Here is a 22,799-nt window from a genome sequence, read left to right on the forward strand (position 1 = left end):
CAAATCACGCCAATAATTTTAATATATATAAATATTTTGTGTTAAGTATTATTTAACAAATAAGTGCTATTTGTTACGCCTATTTTACTTTTAAACCCATTAATGCCAGCCTTTGAAAACAGGATGAAACAAAGTTTAAATTCACTATTTCAATACTTTTCACAAATATTTACTGAAAATAAAAGGAATAGAAATCTTCCGAAAACTGCCCTGTTTTACTTAATATTTCGTTCATCTTGGAAGAAAATGGAAAAACAAAAGTTGCATATTTGTAAACTTTTGTAAGAGACTTGAAATCAAAATTTGACGAGTGAAGAATAAAAGTGATTATTTTTTAGATGCAAAGTTTAATAGGTCAGCTGATATATTTTAAGAAAGCAAAGACAGCGACGTTGTCGCTGATGAAGTGTAATGATTAGGTATACGCTTAGAAAGAATCAATGAAATTGATTCCATTCTTTGCTCTCTTAAAGGTCGTAGGTTTGCTGGATAAAAACTTTGCGTTAAAAAAAGTATTTAAGCAGTATAAAAATAAAGAACAAGCATCACACAGCTTTCATCGCTGATGCTTACCGGAACGTGGGGAAACTTTCCGTTGAAATATAAAGAATCTCCTTCTTTTAAGATGATTTCCTCATTATCAATCAGATACTTTACTTCTCCCTTCAGGATATATTTGAATTCCCAGGCATCCGTAATTACCTTTTCTCTTTTAGAATTAGGTTCAAGAGTCAATAATACTGCTTCAAAACCCAAAGAATGAAGGCTTTTGCTGAAGATATGCATATACTTGAATCCTTCAGCCTCTACTTCTTTTTCTATGGTTTGCTGGCTTTCTTTTGGAACATAAATGAACTTGGCATTGGACTTTTTCTCCACTCCTTCGAAAAAATAACTGGCATCAATCTCAAGAGACTGAATCAGATCCAGTAAAACAGGAAGCGAAGGAATCGTTCTTCCATTTTCAATCCTGGAAACAAGACCGTTACTCACATTCGCTTTGAAAGCCAGTTCGTTGATGGTTAAATTATTCTTTTTTCTAATATCCTTTAATCTCTTACCGATACCTATTAAAAAGTCGTTCATACGCTGTGCAATTTAACCTGAATTATTTTTTCGTCATTCTATTAAAAGCAAAGGTAATATTATTCTATAGAGTTTGGACAAGGGCGGGAATCAATTCATTGAAAATTATTATAGAGGATGAAAGGCTGGAGGAGGCCAATGATGTGAAAGAACAACAAGGCAGGTTTTCTTTTGAAAAGAATTGAATCGCTCATTTCCCTTTTTGCCCATCCCAAGAAAATTTCCCTATTTTTGTAAAACTCCTTATTTCATCTATGAAAAAAATTATTCTTATCGAAGACGAAACCAGTGTAGTCTCTTTTATCAAAAAAGGACTTCAGGAAAATGGATATGAAATTTCTGTGGCTTTTGACGGTCGTACAGGAGTGCAATTGGTGCAGGGCAATGATTTCGATTTGGTAATTTTGGACATTATGCTTCCGGAAATGAATGGTCTGGATGTATGTAAAGAAATAAGAAAAACCAATCAAAGCGTTCCTATTTTATTCCTTACCGCCTTAGGAACATCTGAAAATATCGTTCTCGGACTGGAAAGTGGAGGAGATGATTATTTGGTAAAGCCTTTTAAATTCATTGAACTGGTAGCGCGTGTGAAGTCTTTGCTGAGAAGAAGCAACAACAACGGACCTCAGGAAATCGCTGAACCGGAGCCGGATAATGAACATGTGTTTCAGTTTTCAGACCTGATGGTAAATGATTATACCAAGAAGGTGAGCCGTGCAGGAGAAGATATTTCTCTGACATCAACAGAATACAAACTTCTGCTGTATTTCCTGAATAATCCTGAAAAAGTAATTTCAAGAGCGGAAATTCTGGATGCGGTATGGGGAGTAAACTATGAGCTGGGAACCAATGTAGTAGATGTTTACGTCAATTATTTAAGAAAAAAACTGGATCATCAGGATGATAATAAACTGATTCATACTGTAATAGGAATGGGGTATGTATTGAAAAAAACATAATGGATGTTTAATAAAGTGATTACAAATCAGACCAAAACGATGGTGCTTTTGATGTTGGTTTTTACAGCCATCATTTTGCTGTTCAGTGGTTTGGTGTACTTTTCAATCGTTAATTTTTCACATCAGAGGTTTTATGAGCTTCTAAAGATCAGGACGGCAACCATTGTTCAGATTGAAAAAAGCAAAGACCACCTCGATCTTCCGGAAAACTATGTTCTCAGCAGCCTGAATGATGAGGAACTTCCGATGGAAAAAGACTACGTTTTCGCGGTGCCTACAGATTCCAATTTCAAGAAAATTTCTCAGGAAGTTCATATTCCGGATTATTTCTTTAAAAATATTATCAAACAAGGTGAATCCAATTATAATGATGAGGAATTCTATTATATAGGCCAGAGTTTCAAGTATGATGATAAAGATTATATTGCGATTGCCTCGGCCAAAAACCATTACGTTGTTTATTATCTTGGCTTTTTAAAAAGAACCCTGCTTACCTGTATTGTGCTTTCTCTGTTCTTCAGTATGATCTTTTCTTTTTATCTGTCTAAAACTTTATTCAGACCGATCTTAAAAATTACAGGAAAAGTAAAGGAAATCAGTTCTGAAAATCTTCACTTAAGGCTAGAAGCTCAGGCGGATAATAAAGAGCTTAATGAATTGGTGGATACCTTCAATGATATGCTCAACCGTATTGAAACCTCTTTTGAAACCCAGAATCATCTGATCGGAAATGTATCTCACGAATTGAGAACTCCTCTTACATCAATTATGGGAGAGGCAGATGTTGCGCTTTCTATCAGCAGAACAGCTGACGAATATAAAGAAACCCTAGGAATCATTCTGGATGAAGCCGAAAAGCTGGATAAAAAGATCAAAGCTTTATTAATGATTGCCCAAACCGGTTTCGATGGAAAGATCCAGAAAATGGATAAAGTAAGAATCGACCAGCTGCTTTGGGATGTTATTGAAACCTTGAGAAGAATTGATTCCAGAAATAATATTTATCTGGATATCAGTATGCTTCCCGATAATCCGAAGAAACTAAAGGTACAGGGAAATGAACAGCTTCTTCATCTTGCCGTTGCCAATATCATCAGTAATGGCTGTAAATATTCTAACTTCCAACAGGTAAAAGTTTCTTTAGGAGCCACCAATACGGATGTCTACATCATTATAAAAGATAACGGTATCGGAATTCCTGAAGTAGAAATGAATAAAATCTACGACCCATTCTTCAGAGCTTCCAATACGAATAACTATGAAGGCTACGGAATCGGGCTTCCATTGGCAAGAAACATTGTAAGAATGCACCACGGCGAACTGATCGTAAGTTCACACGAAAATCAAGGGACAACGGTACAAATGCGTTTCCCGAATTTCTATAGTATGATGCAGAAAGGGGAATAAGCGAATGGGCAAATAAGGGTCTTCCTTTTCAGGAATTCTCAGTTTATTACAGCCCTGTTTCTTTTATTTAGCCTGAAAAACAATCTGATAGCAAACAATTTCTATAAGCAATTCGCCATTTTGCGATTTTGCTTTTTTGCCATGTTAACACCTCCTTAACAATTTTCTAATCTCATTTTAATCTCTTTAATCACATTTTAATTCCGTTCCAAAGATCTTCTAATTTGGTCGTTCTAGTTTTGTATCATCAAAAAAGATAACACAATACAAAATAATAAAGAACATGGCTAAAACAATTTTAATTGCGACAGATTACTCTCTTGAGTCATTGAATATATTGAAAAAAGTACTTAAGGAGAAAGATGCATCAGAAGATCAGAATCAATATAATATCCTTCTGACTTCCGGATACGATTCGGGAGATTCTATCAGAGACCTTTTATTCACAACCAAAACATCGGTTTTCAATAAAATCAGACCTGAAGAATTTTGTGATGCCTATGGAATAATCAGTAATAAATACCCTCATCTGGTGAATAAAGTTATCTGTGATGTTTTTACAGGAAGCTTCCAAAGAACATTCAACCAGTATGTAAAAGCAGAAAATATTGAAGAGGCATATTATTCTCCCTCTATCAAAAGCAAAGGGAAAGGGAAATTCGATCTGATTCCTTATATCAAAAAATGCAAAGAGCTTCAGTCTCGTGAAATTACGGTTGAAGTAAGAGAAAGACTTCCGGAAAGAGGAAGACTGGCAGAGATCTTTGTAGAGGTCTAAAAAATTAAACACTATTTAAAAAGATAAAAAATGTTAAGAAATTATAGTAACAGCAGGACACTGGGAGACAATATCAGGTTGGGGACGCTGACTGCCTTTACGGCGGGTACTATAAATATTGCTTCCCTATTGATATTTCTCTCTTTTACATCGAACGTAACGGGACACTACGCTATTTTGGCGGCAGAAATCAGTAAAGGAAACTGGACTCAGGTAGGAGTCGTAGGCGGATGGATATTTTTATTCTTCTTCGGAAGTTTTCTATCCAACTTTATTGTGATCAATTTTAATAAGAAAAGTAAATACTTTGCCCATTCTATGCCTATTGTGCTGGAAATTATATGCCTGCTTTTTGTAGGGGTGTATGGGCAGTTCTATTATCAGAAAACACTAGAAGAGACAGAATATTTGGTAGCCCTGATGCTTTTTGCTACAGGATTGCAAAATGGATTGACGGCAAGTATCTCCAATTTCTCTGTGAAGACCACCCACCTTACCGGAACAACCACCGACTTAGGAATCCTGGTATCTATGTTTACACAGAAAAAATACAGAAGAAACGGAGAGTTGATTGGTAGAGCAAAACTGCTGATGAGTATTATGCTTGCTTACGTCACGGGAGCCGTCTTCTCTGGATTGACTTATTATTATCTGGAGTTCAGGGTATTCTACGTGATCAGTTTATGTCTGTTGATTGTCATTGGGTATGATGCTTATAAAATTCATGTGCGTCACTTCAATACGAAGTACAGATACAACAGGATTTATAAAAAGGCTAACCTCTTGGCTTACCTTTATGATAAAATCCATGGAATTCCTAAAAGAGAAGAAAAAAGAAAGCTTGTCTTTGAGGATTAAAATATAAAACACACTATTAATTTTTTGTATAAACTAGCTGTAAATGCCCTTATTTTATTATAGAATAAGGGTATTTTTTTGAAAAATTATCTCATATATCAATAGTCTGGTTGTTTTTTGCTAATTTTTATGGGTGTAAAAATGAAAATTTCCGGATCAAATAAATAAACTTGCTAAAGCCCTTCATTACAAACATTAAAAAAAATGGTTGGGGATAAATGGGCAAAAATGTTGATAATTAAATATTAAATCACGATTTTAGTGTTTTAATTCCCGTTTTCATTGACTATTTTTGTAAGTTGATTTACGTTTTTATGTCAGATATTATTCAGCTTTTACCGGATCATGTAGCCAACCAAATTGCAGCGGGAGAGGTGGTGCAGCGCCCTGCATCCATTGTGAAGGAGCTTTTGGAAAATGCTATAGATGCAGATGCAACGAAAATTGAATTGATCATCAGGGATGCCGGAAAAAACCTTATTCAGGTGGTAGATGACGGAAAAGGAATGTCCGAAACAGATGCGAGAATGGCGTTTGAAAGACATGCCACTTCCAAAATCAAAGCGACAGAGGATATCTTTAAGATTTCAACAAAAGGCTTCCGTGGTGAAGCTTTGGCTTCTATTGCAGCGGTTTCCCAGGTGGAACTTAGATCCAAGCAGAAAGACACTTCCATTGGGACTAATATTTATATCGAAGGTGGAGTTTTTCAGTTTCAGGACCCTATTCAGACAGCAGACGGATCAAACTTTTTAGTAAAAAATCTTTTTTATAACGTTCCTGCAAGAAGGAAGTTTTTGAAAAATAATAATATTGAATTCAGACACGTAATTGATGAATTTCAACGTGTTGCATTGGCTCATGAGAATCTGGAGTTTTCTCTTTTTCATGATGATGAAGCTGTTTTCAGACTGAGAAAAGGAAGTCAGATGCAGCGTATTGTTGATGTTTTCGGAAGAAAGCTTCAGCCGCTTTTGATTCCGATCAAAGAAGATATTATCTGGTGTAAGCTTCATGGTTTTGTGGCAAAGCCTGAAGGTGCTAAGAAAGCAAGAGGCGAGCAGTTTCTTTTTGTGAATGGAAGATATTTCAGAAGTCCTTACTTCAATAAAGCAGTACAGGAAGCTTTTGAAGGACTTCTTCAACCGGGATATGTGCCGTCATTTTTCCTTTTCCTGGATCTTGATCCGGAGAAAATAGATGTGAACATCCACCCGCAGAAAACAGAGGTGAAATTTGAAGATGAGCATCTTATTTTTGCTTTGCTTCGATCAACCATTAAAAGATCTTTAGGAATTTACAATGTTTCTCCAAGCCTTGATTTTGACAGAGACCCGGAATTAGATCAAATGATGAATAAGCCGATTCCAAGTAAAGGAAATGGTGGTGGAGGTGGTTTTGTAAAAATGCCCGAGATTATTGTAGACAAAGATTATAATCCGTTTCTGGAAGAAAAAATTGTAGTGCATCCTGAGGAAATTCAGAACCTTACAGAAATGTACCATCAGAATATTACGGCAGAGCCTTCAAAGATCAACTTATTTGAGGATGAAGATTTTGACGAAGATCTTATGAGACTTCCCAACGGATACTGGCTTTTCAATAAAGGGGATGTTACACTCATGCTGGATTTGGGGAGAATGCACCGGTTATTGGTTTCTGATGGTAACAAATCTACCAGAAAATCAGGTACAAACAGTCATGCTCTTCTTTTTTCTCTGGAGTATCATATGAATGAGATCGAAAAGACAAAATACAATTCGATCAAAAAATATCTTCCGGAATTAGGGTTTGACATGAAAATTGCACATGAAAGTGTGCTGAGAATAGATTCACTTCCTGAAGGATTGAAAGAAACACAGGCAATGAAGTTTCTGGAGAACCTTTTTGAAATTCTAGAATACAAGACAGAAGATGAATTTATGCAGTATTACCATAACCAATGGAATAAAATGCAGTCGAAGTCAAGATTTGACTTTATTTATAAAAAAGATGCGGAACAGCTTATTAAAGACTTTACAGCATTAGGCTTCCCAGAATTTTTACCAGACGGCAAGAGATGCTTCTATGAAGTTCCGTTTAATGATTTTAAAAACAAATTTTAAAAAATATGTTTAACAATATACCGCCGATTACAAGGAACATTATAATAATCAATGTTATAGTTTTCATTATAACTTCTTTACTTGGAGATAAGATTGTCGAGTATCTCGCAGCCTTTTATCCATTTTCTCCTTTTTTTCATTCATGGCAGGTGATTACTCATATGTTTATGCATGGAAGTATTATGCATATCTTGTTTAATATGATGACGCTTTTCAGCTTTGGGCCTATTCTAGAGCAGTCATTAGGAGACAGAAAGTATTTGATTTTATACTTTGCAAGCGGTCTAGGGGCGTTTTTCCTTTTTAACCTATGGAACTTTGTAGAAGTTCAGCAGATATCGGGCGAGCTACAGCAGTTAGGCTTTAATGTAAATGCCTATATGTCGGGAGCAAGTGTTGAATTTGCAGGAAATGCGGATGCTATTCTTAAGCAGAAAGAATTACTGGGAAGTTTAAAAGGAATTGTCGCAACACCAATGGTAGGAGCTTCCGGAGCTATTTTCGGAGTAGTAGCCGCATTTGCAACCCTATATCCCGATTCTAAAATTGGAATCATGTTTATTCCTGTTCCGATTAAAGTAAAATATCTCCTTCCAATTATTGTTGTTGTTTCTGTATACCTTGGTCTTTCCGGTAATGGAGGCGGCATTGCTCACTTAGCTCACGTAGGAGGAGCTTTGGTAGGATGGCTGTTGGCACTGAGTTGGAAAAAACATTTGTATAGATTCAATTAAAATAACATTGTGAAGGTTTTCCGACTCATCCTATTGATTTTACATCTTGGAATTCTATTTTTACTGCTGGGCACTTTATTGAATGCCTATGTTCCACCGAAGGTTTTCCCTTGGTTTAATCTGCTTTCTTTAGGTTTCCCGGTGCTTATTATCTTATATGTCATTCTAACAATATTCTGGGTATTCAGCTGGAAAAAGAGAGCTTTTGTATTCATGTTTATGGGGTTGGCATTTATCAATCCTGTAAAACGATGGGTCAATTATTCCTCTCCTAAAAAAGGGGACGCTGAGATAAAAGTGGTTTCCTTCAATACCAGAGCAGGAGGTAGAGGAAATGAAGGGATTGCACCTTATCTGAAATCTCAGAACGCAGATGTTATTCTATTGCAGGAAGATGCTGGGAGAGAATATCAATTTGAAGGCTATCAAAAAGCAAATCCATCTATCGGATTAACTGTTTTGACGAAAAATAAAATTATCAGCCAGAAAGTTATCGACCCCCAGGACGAAAATCTAAGGGTTCCCGGCTTACAGGTCGATATTGAAATTAATGGTAAAGTATATCGGTTTATTAATGTTTATCTTAATCCGTTCCGTTTCGAAAAAGAGATGGTGAAGCTTAACGGAAATACCGATGCCAATGAACAAAAGGTAAAAGACGTTATTAAAAGACTTATTCCAACCTTTAAGAAACATCAGGATCAGGTAGGTCTGATCCAGCAATCCATTGAAAGTTCACCTTATCCTGTTATTCTAACCGGAGACTTCAATTCTGTTCCTAATTCTTATGAATATTACCATCTTTCTGAAGGACTTGAAGATGCATTTTTAACAGCAGGAAAGGGAAGTGCGACCAGTTTTCATGACTATAAATTCCCCATCAGGATCGACTATGTTTTTTCTTCAAAATCATTACGTGCATTGTCCTATGAAGTAGATCGTTCTGTCAGAATTTCAGATCATTATCCGGTGATTGTAAAGTTTTCAACAGAGGGTAAGTAATCATAAAAATAGTTAAAGTTTCACTGCTTGGTAGGGTTTTTGCTTAAAAACATCCGTACCAAGACCGTTTTTATGAAGTCGAATCAGATATTACTATTTATACATATCGTTGTTGCTGTTTTACTCTTATGCACATTAGGGAATGCGTGGATTCCTCCTAATCTTTTGGGGACTCTTAATCTTCTCTCTCTTGGTTTCCCTTACATCATGGCAACATACCTTATTCTTACGCTGGTATGGGTCTTTAAAAGACAAAAAATTGCTATTGCCTTTGCTTTAGGGACTCTTGTTTTTGTTAACCCGATCAGACGTTGGGTCAACTTTTCTCCCAAAACAGAAAATTTAAAAACAATTCGGGATATCAAAGTGTTGACTTTCAATGTAAAGTATGGAGAATATGGCTGGGATAAAGTAAAAGATTATATCAAAGCACAGGATGCCGACATTATTCTTGTACAGGAAAAAGACACCAATCGCGCATTGAGGAGAGATCTTATAAAATATCCTTCAGTTATTCTTAAAACAAAGCATAAAATTGTAAGACAGGCAGAGCTGATTGATGAAAAAGCACGAGGAAATTCGTTTTATGCTGATATAGATATCAATGGAAAAATTATCAGAATTATAAATGTCTATCTGGAACCCTTCAGACTTCATAAATCAATGTTTACAAAGCTCGATGCACTAGGTTTTGGGAATGTTTCTACCTTGTTATCTCATATGACACCTACATTTCAGGCGCATGAAGATCAGGTGAAAAGAATCAGAAAAATGGTAGATCTATCACCCTATCCGGTTATTCTAGCCGGTGATTTCAACTCTGTTCCCAATTCTTATGAATATTATAACCTCGGAAAAGATCTTCAGGATGCTTTTTTGGTGGCAGGAAAGGGAAGTGCAAGCAGTTTTCATGATTATAAAGTCCCTTTAAGGATCGATTATATCTTTACTTCGAAATCAATTATTCCACTAAGTTATAAAGTAGACCAGTCTGTGAAATTATCGGATCACTATCCTGTAATTGCAGAATTTCTGCTAAATTAGTTCCATGAAAAATTTACTGTCTGCGATTTTTATTTTTACAATTCTCTTCACCGCCTGCTCTAAGAAAGAATCTCCGGGTTTCGCTGCTGAACAGGATGTTAAGATGCATTATGACACTGTTGCTGTTGATTCCTTTTCTACAGGAGCTGTTTCAGTAGATATTGCCCGTAAGATAAGAATGTCCTCGCCCCAATATCTGGACTCTGTAAAACAGGCTAAAAAGCTTCAGGCAGAAGAAAGTAAGCTTAAAGCAGAGCTTGAAAAAGAGAACAAAGCAAAACAGGAAGAAGAAAAGAAAAAAACAGACGCAGAAAAGAAGAATAAAGCTTCAGAAACACCATCTGCACAAAATACCAAACCAGAATAAATCAATATCATTAAAAATATATAATATGAAAAAGCAAATCCTGGCAGCTGTAGTGATCTCAATATTCACTGTAGCATGCACAAAATCAACTACAAAAACAGAACAAGTAGAAAGTTCTGACGGCTCAGTTACTACGACCACAACTACAGTTACGGAAACGCCTGATGTTGTTGATAGTGCCAAAGTCAACAAAACAAAAGAGGACGTTAAGGCTAAAGTAGATGAAGCTGGAAATAAGATAGATAATGCTGCCCAAAAAGCTAAAGATAAAATTGATGCCACTGCAGACAAGACAAAACAGGATCTTCACAAGGCAGGACAAGATATCAAAACTGAAGCGAACAAAGTTGGGAAAGATATTAAAAGCGGTGCGCAGGAAGTAGGAAAAGATGCAAAAGATGCCGCCAAAAAAGGAGCTTCAAAAGTAGAGGAAGCTGCTAAAAAAGTAAAAGAAGACTTAAGCAAGTAAAATAAGAAGCCGCAACTCAATGAGATTGCGGCTTTTTTTATTCATTAATTTGAAAGGAAAATTCTTTCTCTTATTTATTCATTTCCAGCAAGGGCTCAATATATTCCCGGTCATTGCTCAACCTTGGCACTTTATTTTGCCCTCCCAGTTTTCCTTTGGCCTCCAGCCAATGATAGAAAAGGTTATTTTTAGCGATGTGTACAATAGGTCTTTTAAGAGTTATATTATTGTACCTTTTCGCTTCATAGTCAGAGTTGATGGTCTTTAAATGCTTATCAAAAGCATCAACGAAGCTATCCAGATTATCCGGATGCTGGCTGAATTCAAAGATCCATTCATGAGCACCCCCTTCATTTTCTTTCATAAACACCGGGGCTCCTGTAAAATCAGTGATTTGTGCTCCTGTGGCTTCACAAGCTCTTGCCAGGGCAGATTCTACATTAGTGATCATCAGTTCCTCCCCAAAAGCATTGATATAGTGTTTGGTTCTTCCTGTTATTTTTATTCTGAAAGGGTTTGTCGAAGTAAAGACTACCGTATCGCCTATGAGATATCTCCATAGACCGCCGTTGGTTGTGATAACCATAGCATAGTTTTTTCCAACTTCCACATCTTCCAGACTTACGACTTTTGGATTCGAAAAATGAAACTGATCCATGGGAATAAATTCGTAAAATATTCCATAGTCCAGCATCAGAAGCATTTCATCACTGTCAGATCTATCCTGTATACCGAAGAACCCTTCAGAAGCATTATAAATTTCGTAGTAATTGATGTTTTTTCCGATGATCTGTCGGAATTGCTCCCTGTAGGGCTTAAAGCTGATTCCACCGTGAAAAAACACCTCCAAATTGGGCCACAGCTCAGAAACATTTTCTACATTCGTCTCCTTTAATACTCTTTGAAGAAGAACCATCATCCAGCTGGGTACCCCAAGGATACTTCCCACATCTTCATTTTTTACTTCAGAGGTAATCGCTTTCAGCTTGCTTTCCCATTCTCCCATCAAAGAAACCTTCTTGCTGGGAGTTGTCGTTATTTCTACCCAAAACGGGAGATTATCGATCAAAATAGCAGATAAATCGCCAAATTTGGTATTAAAGTCTGCATACAATTCAGAACTTCCGCCTAAACGTAAGTTTTTATAATTAAAAAGCTGATTTTCAGGATGATTATTGGCGTAAATGGAAACCATATCTTTTCCGGCTTTCATATGGCAGTATTCAAGACTTTCCGTTGAAATAGGAATGAATTTACTTTTCGCATTTGTTGTTCCAGAGGATTTTGCAAAATGTTTGATATAACCGGGCCAGCTTACATCTTTTTGTCCCTGTCTTGCTTTTTCAATATAAGGCTCCATTTCTTCGTACGTAACAATAGGAACTTTGTTTTTAAAATCCTGATAACTTGATATAGAATTGAATCCGTATAATTTACCATACTCCGTATCTTCTGCATGAAACAGCTGAGAAAAGAGTATACCTTTCTGTGTTTCAATGGGATGGTCCATGAAATTTTGTATCTGATCTATCCTTTGACGGATAAACCAATTGACTACAGTATTGAAAAGTGCTTTGGTTGCCATTCCAACAAATATAATGATATTTGAATTTTTAGGAAATTTTTTCAGAAATTAAATAAAAAAACCGTTACAAAATATGTAACGGTTTGATATTTAGATTGTTGTTTCTTAACAATACTCGTCGTATGCTGCCTGAAGGTTGGCTGCAATAGCTCCTGCAGGGTTTCCTTCGATGTGGTGTCTTTCCAACATGTGAACCAATTCACCATCTTTGAAAAGCGCTACGCACGGAGAGCTTGGTGGGAATGGAGCAAGGTGTTTTCTTGCTTCTACCACAGCTTCTGTATCGAATCCTGCAAATACAGTTGTTAAGTGATCCGGTTTTTTATCTCCCGTCAAAGAGTATACTACCCCTGGTCTTGCAGCTCCTGCAGCACATCCACATACGGAGTTGATTACCAATAGTGTAGTTCCAGACTGCTTCAGTGCATCTTCTACCTGAACCGGAGTTGTTAAATCCTGGAAACCTTTATCTGTAAGCTCTGCCTTCATTGGCATTACTAAATCTGTTGGATACATATATTTTGTTTTTTATCGCTACAAAGTTAAGAAATTCTTTGCGTTTGTTCAATATATAAAAACTATCAATCGTTTAGTCATATAAAATTAACCAGATATTAATATTGTAATAATATTTAAAAAATGATGAATTAAAATTAGGAATAATAAAATATTAGTATTAAATTTGAAATGATTCTGAAAAACAAACGACCATGAAAAAAACATTTAAGGCTTTCCCTCGAGCAATCAATCACTTAAATACTTTCTGAAATATGGTAGTATCTTAATTCTTTTTTTTAGTTTAGAATCAAAACTGATTAACAAACTTTAATATCCAAGAAAACGAAGCCCGAAACTGAAAAGTTTCGGGCTTGTTTAATCAAATCGATATGCAAAGGTTGTATATCCTTAGTTATGGAATGAGATACGTGTTGTGTGAGATTTGAAATCAATCCAACTCCCGGAACACGGTCACATTATGAAAGGAGCTTCTTAACCATCTCGGAAATACTTTTTCCGTCTGATCTTCCAGCTAATGCTTTTGAGGCAGCTCCCATTACCTTCCCTAAATCCTTAAGAGATTCAGCTCCGGTTTCAGAAATAATGTTTTTTATTTCTGTTTCTAATTCTTCAGCAGAAAGCTGTTTAGGTAAAAATTTCTCAATGACTTTCATTTGAGCGTCTTCTACTTCCGCCAGATCCTGTCTGCCCTGAGCTGAAAACTGTTCGAAAGAATCTTTACGCTGTTTGATCATTCTTTGCAGAATAGCGATCTCCTGTTCAGCAGAAACTTCAGCACCTCTAGCTTCTGTTTTTAAAAGAAGAATTTGTGCTTTTACAGCACGAAGAGAATCCAGAGCGACTCTGTCTTTTTCTCTCATGGCTGTTTTTATAGCCTCACTGATGATATTTTCTAAACTCATAAATTATAATTTGAGAATTTGAGAATGAAATAATTTGAAAATAATAAAAGCAATGGTAAATGATTGAGCTTTATATTATTAATTAAAATAATTAGCTAATACACCGAATTCATACTTTCTAACAGTTGGTTAATTTTCAAATTCTCAAATTATTCCATTTTCAAATTAATTTTAGTCTACGTCTTTATTTAAAAATCTGTTTTCTCTGATCTGCATAGATCCATTGTTGTCAGATAGATATGTGTTGATATTCTGGTCTGAAGCATTGGTTCCGTCGATCGAAATATTTTTTCTTTTGAAAGCAGGAATAGATTCAAATTCACTTTTGCTGTCAAAATTCTGGTAGCGAGAATTGAATTCTTTTAATTTATTTCTTCTTTCAACCACTCTGTCCTGATCCATCGTTTTATTCACAAACGTGAATTCCGATTCTTCAGTTTGAGGAGCTTGAATTTCTGTTTTATTTTCAAAAGTTGATCTTGTTTCTGCCTTTGGTTCTTCCTGTTTCTGGTAGAATGTTTCAATCTTCTGAGTAGGCTCAGCTACTGCAGCATTTGAAGGGGTATTAAATTCTGCTTTTGGCTGTCCAAAATCTGTATTGGGCTCATTTCTGACAGGCTCGTTGACAAAGAAGCTGAATTCAACAGATTTTTCCTCTGAAAAAGAGTTGTTGAATGTGCTTCCTGATTGCGGCTCATCTTTTTTATTTTCAAAATCAAATGAGAAAGACTGGATCTCCAGATCGTTCGGGTCTTCATTTTCTTCATCAATAGACAACAGGCTGTATTCCTGATCGCCTTCTTCTTCGTTTCTCCAGTGTTGTTCAGGGGTATTTACTGTGTTTTCCTCTTTATCAAAGAATCTTACATCAGTTTTAATTTCTTCCTCCTCAATAATCATTTTTTTTTCAATAGATGTCACCTTAAACTGTGGAGTATTGTGGTCTTCATCATCTAATCTGAAATGATTGCTTCTGTTGGTGTCATATGCGGTCTCTGGAGCAGATTCTCTTTCCTCTCTTGTTTTGAAAGGAGAGTTTTTTGGAGCTTCAAAACTATCGTTAAGACTGATTCTGATTTTTTCAGTAGGGCCCGCAAATTTCTTGTTATCATTAGAGAATCCTGTTGCAATAACAAGAACGCTTACAGCATCTCCTAATTCTTCATCAGCACCCACCCCGAAGATGATATCTGCGGTATTTCCTGCTTCTTTCTGAATATGATCCATAATGATACCGATCTCATCCATGGTTACTTCTTCTGCACCACTTCTGATCAACAATAGAACATTCTTAGCTCCTGTAATCTTATTGTCATTCAATAATGGGGAGTCAAGGGCTTTTCTTACTGCTTCTTCAGCTTTATTCTCTCCTGAAGCTGTTCCGGTAGACATAAGCGCCGTTCCGGAGTTCTGAAGTACAGATTTAGCATCTCTAAAGTCAATGTTTACATCAAAATAACCCGTAATCACCTCTGCCATTCCTTTGGCAGCGTTTGCTAAGACTTCATCAGCTTTGGAGAATCCCTGTTTGAATCCAAGGTTTCCAAACTGTTGTCTTAATTTATCATTGTTGATAACAATTAATGAGTCAACATTATTTTTTAATTTTTCAAGACCATTTTCAGCCTGGTCTAGTCTTCTTTTTCCTTCAAAACTGAAAGGAACAGTGACAATACCCACTGTTAAGATCCCCATGTCTTTTGCTACTTTGGCGATGACAGGGGCTGCTCCGGTACCGGTACCACCACCCATTCCGGCAGTGATGAACACCATTTTGGTGTTTTGGCCCATAGCAGCTTTGATATCTTCAATACTTTCGATCGCTGATTTTTCTCCCACTTCCGGGTCAGCACCAGCACCAAGACCTTCTGTGATTGTTGTTCCTAACTGAACTTTATTAGCAACGGGGTTATTATCTAAAGTTTGAGCATCCGTATTACAGATCACGAAATCTACTCCGTGAATTCCTTTTTCGTACATGTGCTTCAGAGCGTTGTTTCCACCGCCCCCTACACCGATTACTTTTATGATGGATGAATTTCCTTTTGGCAAATCAAATGAAAATCCTTGTGTACCTATATTTTCCATAACTATACTTTTAATAATTGATAACTGATAGATGATAATTGGTGAATGATATTCGTTTTAAGTTAATAAATATTAATTTATTTTACGTATAATTCATCAAAATCTTTATCATTTATATTTATTCTACTTCTTCAAAGAATTTTTTTACTTTTTCCATAAGCGACTGCCCGAAGGTCAATTTCGCTTTTCTGTTTTCTTGCTTCTCTCTCTCAAAAGATTGTTGCTCCTGAGCGGGTGTTGCCTGCTGAACCGGTTGAACAGTTTCTGTCTGTGCCACAGCGACTTCCGGTTTTGATTGTTCAGTGACAATTTCTACCTCTTCATCAATATTCTGTCTTTTGTCTCTGATTTTTAAACTCTCCATCAGTAACCCGATAGACGTAGCAAATTCAGGACCTTTCAGATATTGATTTTTATCGTTGGCGATATATTCATTCGCAAAACCGATTCTGCTGTCAAAACCTGTGGTATAATTGGCCAGCTGACGAAGATGCTTCAAGTTTGAACCCCCACCAGTAAGAACAATTCCGGCAATCAGTTTTTTCTTTTGTTCAAAAGCTCCGTACGCTTTAAGCTCTGTATTTACCATTTCCAAAACTTCTTCTACTCTCGCATTGATAATCTGTGCCAGAGTTTTTAAAGAAATTTCTTTATCCGGTCTTCCATGAAGCCCCGGAATGGTTACAAAAGTACTGTCTTTTTCTAATTCGGGAACAGCCGAACCAAACTTTACTTTCAGTTGTTCTGCATGTTTCTCTATAATGGAACAGCCTTCTTTGATATCTTCGGTAATAATTCCGCCTCCGTAGGGAATAACACAGGTGTGACGGATGATATTATCTTTAAATATGGCAATATCTGTTGTACCACCACCAATGTCTACAATGGCTACACCGGCTTCTTTTTCTTCTTTTGTAAGAACAGCTTCTGAGGAGGCTAATGGTTCCAACGTAAGGGCTTCCATTTCTAGTCCTGCTTCACGAACGCATCTTGCAATGTTTCTGATGCTGCCCATTTGGCCTACTACGACATGGAAGTTTGCTTCTAAACGTTTTCCGTGCATCCCAACGGGTTCCTGAATTTCACCCTCGGAATCCACTTTATATTCTTGAGGAAGTACATGGATAATTTCTTCTCCAGGAAGCATGACCAGCTTTTTTACCTGATCTTTTAATGCTTCGATGTCATCGTCTGTAATAAATTTATCAGGATGTTCACGCATAATATAATCGGAGTGCTGCAGAGAACGAATGTGTTTTCCTGCAATACCTACCGTAACTTTGCGGATAGGAACTCCAGCACTGGATTGTGCTTCGGATACTGCAGCCTTGATTGAATTAATGGTTTGTGAAATATTATTCACAATACCTTTATGAACACCAAGACTTTTAGCTTTTCCTACACCGAGAACTTCTATTTTCCCGTGTGCATTCCTTCTTCCGACAATCGCGACTATCTTTGTTGTCCCGATGTCCAGACCTACTGAATACTCTTGATTTTCCATTTTTATATCGATTTGATTTTTTCTACTTTTTTCCTTTAAGGAGGATCTCCTATTTGTGTATTAAATGTGCTGAATAACTTATTCTATTTTTACTTTTGCCTTTGGCTTTGGTTTGGACAGGGCCTTAGCGGTTGATTTTTTCTCTGTTTTTTTCGTCTCTTTTGTATGTGTTTTTGTTTTTGTATTCTCTTTCGGTTTTGCCGGTGCAGAGGTTGTTTTTTTTGTTTCAGCGGCTTTTGGCTTGATCTCTGTCTTCTTGCCAGAAGTTGTAGAAGAAGGTACTTTTGCCAGTTCCATTTTTCCAGCCTTCAAAATACTGTCGTTTTCCTTAAAATAAGGGTTTAAAGTAGTGACAATCTGGTTCTGATATTTTACAGAAACCATGCTGTACTTCTGTGGATCCTGATATACGAGGTATTTTTCCACGAACGTTTTAAATCCTTTTACTTTAAAATCAATATTATCAAGATCTCCGATCTCTACTCTGTAATTTCCTTCACTTGTCAGAAGATTATAGCTGTCTTTATATTTTGAAATCCCAATGAAGTATTTCTTGCTAAAATCATCCTTGTCTATCTTTTCAACCAGTTCTGCCAGTTTTTCATATTCATCCGGCTGTACATTTCCGGTTACCAGCATGCAAGGGTGCGAATACGTCCTTGAAATAGGGAATTCAATTCCTTTTTCATCCACATAAAAGTCTTTCCCGTCTTTGTTAAGTCTGAAAACCGGGACTCTCTGCTTGATATCCAGATTCAGCTTCCCATTCAGATTCAGGTAGACATTGGCACTGTCAACAGCTGGAAGAGAATTAATCTTTTTTTCTAAAGAAGGGATATTAAGATCTCCAACGTTTCCTGATGGATTTTCTTTTTTTACAATCTCCCTGATATCCTTTTCATCAACGAAATACACCGGAGTTTTCTCACTCATTTTTACAGAAATCTTATTGTCCGTAATCTGTTGGTGGCTGAATCTCTTCAACGAGAAACTCAGTAACAATCCAAGGATGATTACAGTGACAGCAATTTTTAATATTCTGTATTTATTTTTCATATTTTTTCTTCGCGAGCATTTCGTTTATACTCAAATTTTCTCGATCCATTCACAAATAGGGTCATACAGGGTGTCTATATTTCCTGCGCCTACTGTAAGGAGGATATCAAAATCTTTTTCTTTTATTTTTTCAAAAGCATCGGATAATGTCGATACCTCTTTTTTATCTAATGTTACTTTGTCCAGCAGCCAGCTTGAGGTCACTCCTTCAAAGTTCTCCTGAAGCTCTCTTGCAGGGTAAATATCAAGCAGAATAAGTTCATCTGCTTTGCTTAAACTCTCTGCAAACCCGTCTGCGAAATCTCTTGTTCTGCTGAAAAGGTGAGGCTGGAAGACTACCAGTAATTTTTTATCAGGGTAAAATGTTCTGATGGAGCCTATTACAGCATTGGTTTCTGTAGGATGGTGGGCATAGTCATCAATATAAATTTTACCGTTTGGATAGATATGTTTGGTATATCTTCTTTTAATTCCTTTAAAGTTGGCAATTGCTTTTTTCAGCGTATCAAAATCTGCGCCTAAATTATGCAGAATAGCCAGGGCTACAGTAGCATTTTCCACATTATGGATTCCCGGAATTTCCCAGACAAAATCCTTTATCGTTTCCGTTGGCGTATGGAAATCAAAATAGATTTTATCATGATCCATACGCAGATTGTCTGAATAATAATCTGCAGGCTCATTTACCGCGTAGGTTTGATGTCCTCTGCCAATTTCTACTCCTTTTCTTACAAAGAGCTGCTTGTCTTGAGGGACCAAAGCGGCAAACTGTCTGAATCCTTCTTCAATATGGCTCTTATCTCCATAAATGTCCAGGTGGTCAGCATCCGTAGAAGTTACTACAGCCCAATCCGGGGATAGGCTCAGGAAACTTCTGTCATATTCATCAGCTTCCACTACAGAATAGGTAGATCCGTTGTACAGGAAGTTGGATTTAAAGTTTTCAGAAATACCTCCCAAAAAGCATGAGAAGGGAAGATCTGCTTCTTTGCATAAATGAGCCACAAGGGTAGACGTTGTGGTCTTTCCATGGGTTCCTGCAATGGCGATACAGTCTGTATTTTCTGTAATTAATCCTAAAACCTTGGCTCTTTTCAACACTTCAAACTGATTTTGGTTGAAATAATCCAAAATTCCAAGTGTTTTGATGGCCGGAGTATAGATGACCAATGTATCTTCTTTCTGAAGGGAAGTGATCCTTTCATCAATATGATCTTCAAAAACAATATCAATCCCTTCGTTCATCAGATTCTGAGTCAATTTTGTATTGGTTTTGTCGTAACCCAATACTTTTTTCCCGGATGCATTGAAATAGCGCGCCAATGCACTCATTCCGATACCTCCGATTCCAACGAAGTAAAAAGTCTGATATGTTTGTAAATTATTCATTTATACTTTAATCTTTAATGACTCTTGAATCTGTTCAGAGTTTTATTACTACTATTTTATATTATAAGGCTTTAATCAACTAACATCAATGACTCGTTAAATAATTAAATTTTAACGGTGTCAGGCTGAGCTTGTCGAAGCCTCTAATCTTTCATCCTATTTCTTGATAGCTTAGGTAATAAATCCCAGTTATCATTTATTATCGCTTCCTTCTTTTTTCTACTCCAACCTTTAATTTGTTTTTCAAAGCTTATAGCTTGAGTAACATCATTAAATTCATGGTAGAAAACAAGTTCTACGGGTTTTCTTGTATACGTGTAACTTTCAGGATTTAATCCGCCATTGTGTTCATTAATTCTTCTTTCCAGATCGTTGGTAAAGCCTGTATAATAAGAATTGTCAGAACATTTCACAATGTATACATAATATATTTTCATTCATTTGTGTTTGCTTACTGGCCCTTCGACAAGCTCAGGGTGACAGATCTAATACTAACTGTTTTATTTTATTCATATCAGGTTGAGCTTGTTGTGAAGCCTTTCCTAATTATTGTATCACTTTAAAAATCTCGTCTACAATCTCTTTTGCGGCATTAGGCTTGGCAAAATATTTCAGATTGTCGGACATTTCTTTTCTTACGCTTTCATTTTCGCAGATCTCTGATAATGTATTCCAGAATTTTTCCTGCATTTCAGAGTCTTTTACCATCTTGGCTGCATTTTTTTCAACCAGGTTCATGGCATTTTTGGTTTGGTGGTCTTCCGCTGCAAAAGGGAAGGGAACCAAAAGGACCGGTTTTTGTGCTACAGCCAGCTCTGAAATGGCAATGGCTCCGGCTCTCGAAACAATGATATCCGCTGCAGAATATGCCAGTTCCATGTCTTTAATAAATTCAAGGATCTGAATATTTCTCGTCTCTATATCTTTTGTTTCGTCTAAAATATCTTTATAATCAAGCTTTCCTGTCTGCCAGATCAGCTGATAGTCTTTGTCTACTATTTCTTTTAAATGAGATTTCCAGGCATTGTTCAATGTTCTGGAACCTAAAGAACCCCCTACAGATAATATCGTAAGTTTATCTTTATTCAAGCCCATTTTCTCTTTTGCCTGAGCAGTGTCCTGCATTCCTGAAATAATGTTTTCACGAATCGGATTTCCCAGGAATTTTATTTTTTCTGCCGGAAAACCTTCTACTTTTGGATAGGCTGTAAAAACAGCTTTTGCTTTCTTGCTTAAAATTTTATTGGTTACTCCCGCATGAGCATTCTGTTCCTGTATGAAAATAGGAATTCCCATTTTGCTTGCCTCATAAAGAGCCGGCCCGCTGGCAAATCCTCCTGTTCCTACTGCAAAATCCGGTGCGAAGTTTTTGATAACCCTTTTAGATTTTGATAAACTCTTCAGAATCTTGAAAGGCAGCCCCAAATTGGACAAAAGGTTTCCTCTGTCGATTCCGGCGATATCAATTCCTTCTATTGTATAGCCTGCCTGCGGAACTTTTTCCATTTCCATTTTTCCGTTGGCACCAATGAACAAAAATTCTGCATCAGGAAATCTTTTTTTGATTTCATCAGCAATGGCGATGGCAGGGAAGATATGTCCTCCTGTTCCTCCGCCTGATAATAGTATTTTCAATTTTTTGTTCATGTTAAGCGATATCGTTTATTTCTGCTACACTTTGTTTTTTGCCCATTCCTTCTTCATCATAAATCTGTATTCTTGAGCTTATATTTAAAATAATACCTAATTGTAAATAGGTTACCAGCATTGAGGTTCCTCCATAACTTATCAAAGGCAGCGGCTGCCCTGTTACCGGGATCAGGTTCACGGCAACAGCTATGTTTACCGAAAGCTGAATAAAGATCATTACCCCGAGACTGAGCACAAGTAAGGATCCAAAAAATGCAGGCATTTTACTGGCGATCATTACAATCCGTATCATCATAATCAGGTATAAACAGATCAGAAAAGCAGCGCCTATCACGCCATATTCTTCTACAATGACGGCGAAGATAAAGTCGGAGGCAGACTGTGGAAGCATCTGTTTCAATGCACTTTTTCCAGGTCCCATTCCGGTAATCCCACCGTGTACAATGGCTGCTTTAGCCTGCATTACCTGGTAGTTTTTCGCTTTTATACTTTCATCATCTACATCGGCTGATTTTGCTTTGCTTGAAGTAAATGTTTCTACACGGCTCATCCATGTGTGAACACGGTTTCCGCCGATCATATTCGTATTAAGGGCTATTAATAAAAATAATACAATGGCTATGAATGAGGCAGAAATAAATCCTGCAATGTATTTCCAGTGAAGCTGTCCTATGATCAGAACGATCACGGAAACCATTAAGATCATTAATGCTGTAGATCCGTTATCTTTGGCGACCAATACGAAAACAAGAAGAATAGGCCCGAAAATATACATGATATTCTCTATCGGAAGTCTTTCTCTTGTTATCTTTTTGGTTAAATATCTGCACAGATAGATGATTAACATTAAAAAGGCAAACGATGAAGGCTGGAAGGAAATAGGGGTTCCCGGAATTTTCAGCCATCTTGAAGCACTGGCCCCATCAATGGTCTGTCCTGTAAACATGGTAACAACCAGTAAAACAACCATCAGGCCGAGCAGAATACTGCTGAGCTTTCCGATGTATTCGTATTTTACGGTTCCTGCCAGTCTCATAATTCCTAATCCTAAGACTACAAAGAACATATGTTTGATAACGTGACCTGTTGTGGTCCCGTTATTGACGATGTATTCGAGATTTGAACTTGCAGAGTATACAGGGAAAATAGAGAAAATGGAGATCACAAGGATGACCATCCAAAGTACTTTATCGCCCTTTAGAAATTCAAATCTGCTTTCTGTGTTCTGTTCGTCCATATTGATTGTATTGATGTATGATGTACGAAGTAAAATGTACTTTTACATCCAACATTT

The 22,799-nt window shown here is 36.8% G+C and carries 21 protein-coding genes; 10 read left to right on the plus strand and 11 right to left on the minus strand.

The window, feature by feature from the left end; translation table 11 throughout:
• Window positions 1-516: 516 nt before the first annotated feature.
• Window positions 517-1,086, minus strand: coding sequence for a helix-turn-helix domain-containing protein (locus tag C1634_RS03335; RefSeq protein WP_103234392.1), 570 nt, complete (start codon window positions 1,084-1,086; stop codon window positions 517-519).
• A 254-nt stretch (window positions 1,087-1,340) separates the two neighbouring features.
• Here C1634_RS03335 and C1634_RS03340 point away from each other — a divergent pair, with 254 nt between their 5' ends.
• The 10 genes from C1634_RS03340 to C1634_RS03385 all read left to right on the plus strand — a co-directional run bounded on the left by C1634_RS03340 (window position 1,341) and on the right by C1634_RS03385 (window position 10,812).
• Window positions 1,341-2,048: a response regulator transcription factor gene (locus C1634_RS03340; protein WP_103234393.1), complete on the plus strand. Its 708-nt coding sequence runs from the start codon at window positions 1,341-1,343 to the stop codon at window positions 2,046-2,048.
• A gap of 3 nt (window positions 2,049-2,051) precedes the next feature.
• The gene (locus C1634_RS03345) at window positions 2,052-3,455 is read left to right on the plus strand and encodes a sensor histidine kinase (RefSeq protein ID WP_109737887.1); all 1,404 of its coding nucleotides are present in this window, start codon (window positions 2,052-2,054) and stop codon (window positions 3,453-3,455) included.
• Between the two features lie 283 nt (window positions 3,456-3,738).
• Entirely contained in the window at window positions 3,739-4,233 is a 495-nt protein-coding gene (locus C1634_RS03350; RefSeq protein ID WP_109737888.1) for a hypothetical protein, read from the plus strand.
• Window positions 4,234-4,263: 30 nt separating this feature from the next.
• The gene (locus C1634_RS03355) at window positions 4,264-5,091 is read left to right on the plus strand and encodes a YoaK family protein (protein ID WP_109737889.1); all 828 of its coding nucleotides are present in this window, start codon (window positions 4,264-4,266) and stop codon (window positions 5,089-5,091) included.
• A gap of 314 nt (window positions 5,092-5,405) precedes the next feature.
• Window positions 5,406-7,196 (plus strand): DNA mismatch repair endonuclease MutL, encoded by a 1,791-nt coding sequence (mutL, locus tag C1634_RS03360; RefSeq protein WP_109737890.1) that lies wholly within the window; start codon window positions 5,406-5,408, stop codon window positions 7,194-7,196.
• Between the two features lie 5 nt (window positions 7,197-7,201).
• Window positions 7,202-7,930: a rhomboid family intramembrane serine protease gene (locus C1634_RS03365; RefSeq protein WP_103234398.1), complete on the plus strand. Its 729-nt coding sequence runs from the start codon at window positions 7,202-7,204 to the stop codon at window positions 7,928-7,930.
• A 9-nt stretch (window positions 7,931-7,939) separates the two neighbouring features.
• Complete coding sequence (locus tag C1634_RS03370; RefSeq protein ID WP_228409956.1) at window positions 7,940-8,932, plus strand: endonuclease/exonuclease/phosphatase family protein; 993 nt, start codon at window positions 7,940-7,942, stop codon at window positions 8,930-8,932.
• 72 nt (window positions 8,933-9,004) lie between these two features.
• Window positions 9,005-9,976 (plus strand): endonuclease/exonuclease/phosphatase family protein, encoded by a 972-nt coding sequence (locus C1634_RS03375; protein ID WP_109737891.1) that lies wholly within the window; start codon window positions 9,005-9,007, stop codon window positions 9,974-9,976.
• Window positions 9,977-9,980: 4 nt separating this feature from the next.
• Window positions 9,981-10,343, plus strand: coding sequence for a hypothetical protein (locus C1634_RS03380; RefSeq protein WP_103235097.1), 363 nt, complete (start codon window positions 9,981-9,983; stop codon window positions 10,341-10,343).
• 25 nt (window positions 10,344-10,368) lie between these two features.
• The gene (locus C1634_RS03385) at window positions 10,369-10,812 is read left to right on the plus strand and encodes a hypothetical protein (protein ID WP_103235096.1); all 444 of its coding nucleotides are present in this window, start codon (window positions 10,369-10,371) and stop codon (window positions 10,810-10,812) included.
• Between the two features lie 70 nt (window positions 10,813-10,882).
• On the opposite strand, the gene C1634_RS03390 is transcribed toward C1634_RS03385, so the two are convergent.
• The 10 genes from C1634_RS03390 to C1634_RS03435 all read right to left on the minus strand — a co-directional run bounded on the left by C1634_RS03390 (window position 10,883) and on the right by C1634_RS03435 (window position 22,742).
• Window positions 10,883-12,397, minus strand: coding sequence for a GH3 auxin-responsive promoter family protein (locus C1634_RS03390; RefSeq protein WP_103235095.1), 1,515 nt, complete (start codon window positions 12,395-12,397; stop codon window positions 10,883-10,885).
• Window positions 12,398-12,502: 105 nt separating this feature from the next.
• Entirely contained in the window at window positions 12,503-12,913 is a 411-nt protein-coding gene (locus C1634_RS03395; RefSeq protein WP_103235094.1) for a BrxA/BrxB family bacilliredoxin, read from the minus strand.
• Window positions 12,914-13,371: 458 nt separating this feature from the next.
• Window positions 13,372-13,818: a GatB/YqeY domain-containing protein gene (locus tag C1634_RS03400; protein ID WP_103235093.1), complete on the minus strand. Its 447-nt coding sequence runs from the start codon at window positions 13,816-13,818 to the stop codon at window positions 13,372-13,374.
• A 171-nt stretch (window positions 13,819-13,989) separates the two neighbouring features.
• On the minus strand, window positions 13,990-15,906 hold the full coding sequence (gene ftsZ / locus C1634_RS03405; RefSeq protein WP_109737892.1) for a cell division protein FtsZ: 1,917 nt from the start codon (window positions 15,904-15,906) through the stop codon (window positions 13,990-13,992).
• Between the two features lie 118 nt (window positions 15,907-16,024).
• A complete protein-coding gene (gene ftsA, locus C1634_RS03410; RefSeq protein ID WP_109737893.1) occupies window positions 16,025-17,410 on the minus strand; it encodes a cell division protein FtsA in 1,386 nt (461 codons plus the stop codon).
• 78 nt (window positions 17,411-17,488) lie between these two features.
• The gene (locus C1634_RS03415; RefSeq protein WP_185145113.1) at window positions 17,489-18,466 is read right to left on the minus strand and encodes a cell division protein FtsQ/DivIB; all 978 of its coding nucleotides are present in this window, start codon (window positions 18,464-18,466) and stop codon (window positions 17,489-17,491) included.
• Between the two features lie 30 nt (window positions 18,467-18,496).
• Window positions 18,497-19,855: a UDP-N-acetylmuramate--L-alanine ligase gene (gene murC, locus C1634_RS03420; RefSeq protein WP_103232143.1), complete on the minus strand. Its 1,359-nt coding sequence runs from the start codon at window positions 19,853-19,855 to the stop codon at window positions 18,497-18,499.
• Between the two features lie 143 nt (window positions 19,856-19,998).
• The gene (locus tag C1634_RS03425; RefSeq protein WP_103232142.1) at window positions 19,999-20,292 is read right to left on the minus strand and encodes a GIY-YIG nuclease family protein; all 294 of its coding nucleotides are present in this window, start codon (window positions 20,290-20,292) and stop codon (window positions 19,999-20,001) included.
• A gap of 109 nt (window positions 20,293-20,401) precedes the next feature.
• Window positions 20,402-21,502, minus strand: a complete 1,101-nt coding sequence (gene murG / locus C1634_RS03430; protein ID WP_109737894.1) for an undecaprenyldiphospho-muramoylpentapeptide beta-N-acetylglucosaminyltransferase — start codon at window positions 21,500-21,502, stop codon at window positions 20,402-20,404.
• Window position 21,503: 1 nt separating this feature from the next.
• Window positions 21,504-22,742, minus strand: a complete 1,239-nt coding sequence (locus C1634_RS03435; protein WP_109737895.1) for an FtsW/RodA/SpoVE family cell cycle protein — start codon at window positions 22,740-22,742, stop codon at window positions 21,504-21,506.
• Window positions 22,743-22,799 lie beyond the last annotated feature (57 nt).

This window comes from Chryseobacterium viscerum (genome assembly GCF_002899945.2).
Classification (GTDB): Bacteria; Bacteroidota; Bacteroidia; order Flavobacteriales; family Weeksellaceae; genus Chryseobacterium; species Chryseobacterium viscerum.